The organism is Duncaniella sp. (assembly GCF_029054785.1).
Taxonomy (GTDB): Bacteria; Bacteroidota; Bacteroidia; order Bacteroidales; family Muribaculaceae; genus Duncaniella.
The window spans coordinates 1-5737 of record NZ_JAIDEN010000017.1 but is presented as its reverse complement, the minus strand read 5'-3'; the positions used below and the strand labels follow the sequence as shown (position 1 = coordinate 5737).

Here is a 5737-nt window from a genome sequence, read left to right as displayed (position 1 = left end):
CCTCCCCTACGGCGGTGAAGACCTCTCGACAAGCGTCGGCGGATTCGCGGCTGCGAACTTCATCTGGAAAAACCGCTACGTCATTGACGGAAGCTACCGTCTGTCAGGATCCTCCAAATTCGGCTCGGACAAGCGCACGGCACCTTTCTGGTCGACTGGTCTCGGCTATAACCTCCACAACGAAAACTTCATCCGCGACCTCGGTTTCGTGGACCTGCTGCGTATCCGCGGCAGCTACGGCTACACCGGCAGCGTCAAATTTGACTCCTATCAGGCTATCTCAACCTATTTCTACTCTGTCAACTATCTGCACTACGCCGGTGTCGGTGCGATCCCGATGGGAATGGCCAATCCGGACCTGACATGGCAGACCACAAAGAAATTCAACATCGGTCTGACCTCATCTCTCTTAAGCGACCGTGTCAACGTTAACCTCGACTACTATCGCGAAACGACTGACGACATGCTCATCGACGTCAGCCTGCCACCCTCCTCAGGCGCAAGCTCTGTCAAGAACAATTTCGGCAAACAGCGCAGCAACGGTATCGAATTCTCACTCTGGGGCAAGATCATCCAGACCCGCGACTGGGGATGGAACCTTTCGGTCAACGGTCTCCACTCCAAGACCACCATCCTCAACATCTCCGATGCCCTTAAACGCAAAAACGAAAACAACTCGCAGGTCAACGACGAAGTGGCTCCACGCCTGCAATTCCGCGAAGGCGAATCGCCCACAGCGATCTATGCCGTACGCTCAGCCGGCATAGACCCTGCATCAGGCAAGGAAATCTTCATCAAGAAAGACGGCTCTTACACGTATGAATACGATGCCGCCGACCAGGTTGCATGCGGCGACACCAACCCCATTCTTCAGGGAACGATCTCCTCACTGCTCACCTGGAAGAACCTCTCGTTCAACATGAACTTCTCCTATCGTTTCGGAGGAGACATGTATAACTCCACCCGTATGGTCAAAGTCGAGAACATCGACCCGAAATACAACGTCGATGTCCGTGCCTTCACCGAACGCTGGAAAAAGCCGGGCGACCGTGTGCCATATCTCGCAATCTCACAGAACGGCGGTCAGACTTTCTCCTACTCAGACCGTTTCATCGAAAAAGACAACGAACTCTGGCTCTCAAGCATCACCCTGCAATACAACGTGCCTCAGAACTGGATCTCTCCGCTCGGCCTGCAACGTCTCTATGTCAGCGCCGGTGCCGAAGACCTCTTCCGTCTGACAAGCGCGAAATATGAACGCGGCACAGCCTATCCGTTCAGCCGCAACGTAAACCTTTCACTTAGTGTGACATTCTAAAAAACCACTGACAGTACAATGAAAAAAATATATCTGACACTACTCTCGGCTCTGGCACTCGCAACAAGTTCCTGCGAGGACTTTCTCGACGTGCGGCCCAAAGGCGAGCAAGTCGAAAACGACCAGTTTGCCACTGCCAAAGGCTTTGAAGACGCCATCTACGGCATCTACGGATACATGACCGAGAACGCACTCTACGGCATGGACATGGTGTGGGGTGTGGCCGAGGTCCTCTCCCAGGATCTCAAGTGTGACGACACTTTCGGCAAAGACCTTGGCCAGTATGACTACAAAAGCAATTCTGTCACACGCAGCCGCTTCCTGGCCATGTGGACAAAAGGCTACCAGGCCATTGGCTATACCAACAACGCGCTGAAGAATCTCGAATCGAAATCGCAGAAGGAATTCCCGCTCTATGATTTCTATAAAGCCGAGCTGCTCGGCATCAGAGCAATGGTCCACTTCGATCTGCTCCGCTACTTCGCGCCGACCGACCCGTCAAAACAGGGCATTCCCTATGTCAAGACATTCAATTTCTCCGTGAAACCCTTCTCCACCGTTGGCGAATGCTATGAATTCATCGTCGCCGACCTCACCGAAGCCGAAGGACTTCTGAAAGAGAAAGAGAATCTCGTCTACCCGCGCGACAACGAGCAGTATGACCGCTTCCTCAACTGGCGCGAAACCCACCTGAACCTCTACGCCATCCAGGCACTCCTGGCTCGCGTACACTGGTATATGGGCAACAACGCCAAAGCGGCCGAATATGCCGAAGCCGTCATCAGCAGCGGTCGTTTCCCGCTGGTCGATGTGACCGAGGTCCAGGCATACGTGGCCGGTGTGCTCTCTCCGAAAGAGACCATCTTCGGACTCTACTCAACCAAATATCTCAGCACCGCCACCACCTATCTTTACAGCTATGAGTCAAACAAGACCTATAATCCTTTTGACGACATAAACGGCAAAAACTATCTCATGCCGTGGACATCGGTCTACTCGGAGGATATCGACGCAACCACCCAGGACTATCGCAAGACCCAGTTCCGTCAGGGCAGCGGCGTGGCCTACTGCCTCAAGCTGGTCGACTATCAGACCATCGAGAACAACAATGTCCCGACCCGTCCGGATCTGATCTCAGGTATCAGCCTCATCCACAGCGCTGAAATGTATCTCATCGCAGCAGACGCGCTTCTCGAAAGCGACTACTCCAAAGCATTCAGATACTTCAACGAGGAAATCACGTCACGCGGCCTGACACCGCTGCCCGACACCGAAACCCTCACATCGGAACGGATCTTCAATGAATTCCACAAAGAACTCTTCTGCGAAGGTCAGCAGTGGTTCAACATGAAACGTCTCAAACGCGACATAACCTCGAACGTCGAAAGCCGCATAATTCCGGCCAATGACGACATTTACGTCCTGCCGATCCCGGATGAGGAATTCGAATACCGCCCGGAGACTTCAAAATAATCTAAGAAACTCTTAAGTCATGAATTTCAGACCAATAAAAAATATTGCCTTGTGCATGGGGCTGCTGACAGCATTCTCCGCCTGTACGGAAGATGACTACAAGCTCTATGACACGACCCAGAAAGACTCTGTCTTTTTCGAATACCGTAACTCAAACAACGAGCAGATCGACAACCTCGAATATGCCTTCAATTTCGACATTGCCACAGTCCACACCGTCGAGATTCCCGTCACACTGATGGGTATGCCGAAAGACTATGACCGCACGATCCGCATCGACGTCATCGAAGAAAACTCCACGATGGTCGAGAATGTCAACTACACCATCACCGACAACATTATTCCGGCCAACGCCGTCAGCGGCACGGTCAAAGTCAACCTCATCCGCGACCTTGATCCTGACATCCTCACAGCGCCGAAATCTCTCGCCCTTACAATCGGCGAAAATGACGACCTGCGCTCTGTCGGAGTAAACTCTTTCACCATCACCTACTCGGACATCCGACCTTCGGAACGTCCGAGCTGGTGGTCCGTCTCTTCAAGCTCTCCTCTGCCGGCCTACTCATTCGAGAACGCCCAGCTCTTCTTCCAGTACTTCTATGAATACGCGCCCAAGGCCGACATCAATCTTTTCAATGAGATGATCGCAAAATACGGCGACTATTTCGTGGATGCGGTCGCTTTGCAGGGACCGATAGCCATGTACTCGGCTTTCATCCAAAATTATGTCTGCCTCCCGCTCTACCGCGACCATCCTGAAATCGGCTGGCCATACGCAATCCCCGAATGGTAAACACAAGACCAAACAACAAAGCAAGTAAAGAATCATGATAAAAAAATCATATCTATTCCCAAGCCTTGTCGCCATGCTTGCAGTAACAGCCACCTCCTGCATCGACGACAACTCAACCTACGGAGGAAATCCGCTTCCCGGACTTTCGGTCACAGTCCCCGGCGATACCGAAATGCCTATATACAGCTTCAACTACGGTGAAGACTGTGTGATCACTCCTGAAATCAACTACGACGGCTCCCGCGAGCTGACCTATGAATGGAGCATCGGCACTTACAGCAACAGCGTGAAAGGGCCGCTGGAATTCGTCAGCAATGAAAAGACACTCGTCCATTTCTTCCCGCAGGGAGGCAGCTACTATGCCCACCTCGTGGTTTCAGACGGAGAAGTCGGAATCGTGCAGGACTATGAGATCAGCATCAACCGCACCTTCGAGCAGGGCTACATGATCATCTCCAACAATGCCGCTGGCGAAGGCAACCTCGTATTCATCAAAGACCTGACCCGCGAGGAAATCGAAGCCGGCATTCCCCAGACCATCATGGAAAACTGCCTGCAACGCGTCAATCCCAACATCGGCAATCATACACTCATCGGCTCACAGATCATCCAGTGGTATGCCTGGGGTGGCAGCGGCCCTGTCCAGACCAACCGACTCGCTGTCATGACTTCCGACGAAGGACTCTATGTGGATCCCAACACGTTTGTGGTCTCATCCACGATCAAGAGCAATGACATTATCTCCGGCTTCAAAGGCAGCCAGTTCTTCATGGAGGGCATCACTCCTGTCATCGTCGACAACTCAGCCAACAAATACCTCTCGCTCAACAGCCAGTATATGTTCGGCTATGAATCCAGCCTTTACAAAGAGGCTAAGTTCGACCTGATCCAGAACAACACCTATTATGTCGGTCTCAATCAGGTCTCGGATGTCTACTTTGTCAACCTTTCGCCACTGGTATTCTCCATCACCGCAGCCTATTCTCCGACCAAATGGTCATCGTCAAACACAATCGATGCCAAAGACGAGAACGGCAATCCCTTCTTCACCAACGAAGAACTGATCGCGATCTTCAAGGGCGAAGGAATTGTAGGCGAATATGGCGCGACCTCTTATCCCGCCACCCTTTTCACCCGCAACAAGACAACCGGCCAGCTCTATGTCACCGCATTCTCCGGAATCGGCGCCTACACAACCGGCATGATCTTAGCATTCCGCAACAAGATCAACACCACCGCTTCAAGCGCGATGCCCGATATGGACTCACAGATCATCTGCTCGAATACATATCACAGAAGTTTCTTCTCAAAAGCCAACCAGGTATTCGTGATGCTCAAGAATGAGAATACCTACACATTCCCGTCAACATCACAGGCTGCTGTCACCTTCCCTTCCGATGAAGAAATCACCTACATGACAATCAGCACCCAGACCGGCTCAGAAGAACTCATCATTGCGACGGCCAACAAGAACACCGGACGCGGCAACCTCTACTTCTATGATGTGAAGGACGTGCGCACCGACAACCCCGATCCCGCACCCAAGTCAACCTATCTGAACTGTGCCGACCGCATTTCTTACATAACCTATAAACCACGTATAGCGAACTGAACAATATGAAACTCAAAAATATTACACTTGCAACAGCTCTGTGCATCGGTTTTGCAGCCGGTGCGCAGACTCTGGACCTGACAGTCGGAGTTCCGGCTGAAGATCTCAGAATCTTTGTGCGTCCAGTCAATGAATACACCCAGAAAGCGACAGTCGAGCTTTCGTCAGACGGAGCCGGACATGTCAAAGGCCAGGTCACAGCCAACCCTGACGGTCTCTATTTTCTCTATGCCTCAGGACCCAAGGCCCAGTATTCGCTTCCGGTCTACATCCCGGCTGACAAATCCGCGGCTGATTTCAACCTGACCATCTCCGAATTCACCCCCACCACATCTTTCACCGACAACTCGAACACAGCGCTTGGCGCATATACAGCATCTCAGATCGACAAGTCAAGAGTCTTGGGCAACCAGTCATCACAGCTGACCACAGACCAGATCAAAAATATCCTCCTCAGCTATACCACAGACGCGGACTCAATCATCGCCCTCAGAGCGATCCCGGCCCCTGAGGCTGATTTCATCCGTCTTCAGGCCTACAT

General features: G+C 52.1%; 4 protein-coding genes and 1 pseudogene. All 5 read left to right on the top strand.

Annotated features, from left to right (window positions below):
• Positions 1-1318: pseudogene (locus K2H17_RS00555) on the top strand (TonB-dependent receptor); the annotation flags it as partial.
• Positions 1319-1336: 18 nt separating this feature from the next.
• Complete coding sequence (locus K2H17_RS00550) at positions 1337-2791, top strand: RagB/SusD family nutrient uptake outer membrane protein (protein WP_300130140.1); 1455 nt, start codon at positions 1337-1339, stop codon at positions 2789-2791.
• Positions 2792-2810: 19 nt separating this feature from the next.
• Positions 2811-3584 (top strand): DUF4843 domain-containing protein, encoded by a 774-nt coding sequence (locus K2H17_RS00545; protein WP_300130138.1) that lies wholly within the window; start codon positions 2811-2813, stop codon positions 3582-3584.
• 34 nt (positions 3585-3618) lie between these two features.
• On the top strand, positions 3619-5196 hold the full coding sequence (locus K2H17_RS00540) for a hypothetical protein (protein WP_300130136.1): 1578 nt from the start codon (positions 3619-3621) through the stop codon (positions 5194-5196).
• Between the two features lie 5 nt (positions 5197-5201).
• On the top strand, positions 5202-5737 hold a 536-nt coding region (locus tag K2H17_RS00535; RefSeq protein ID WP_300130134.1), incomplete at its 3' end, for a hypothetical protein.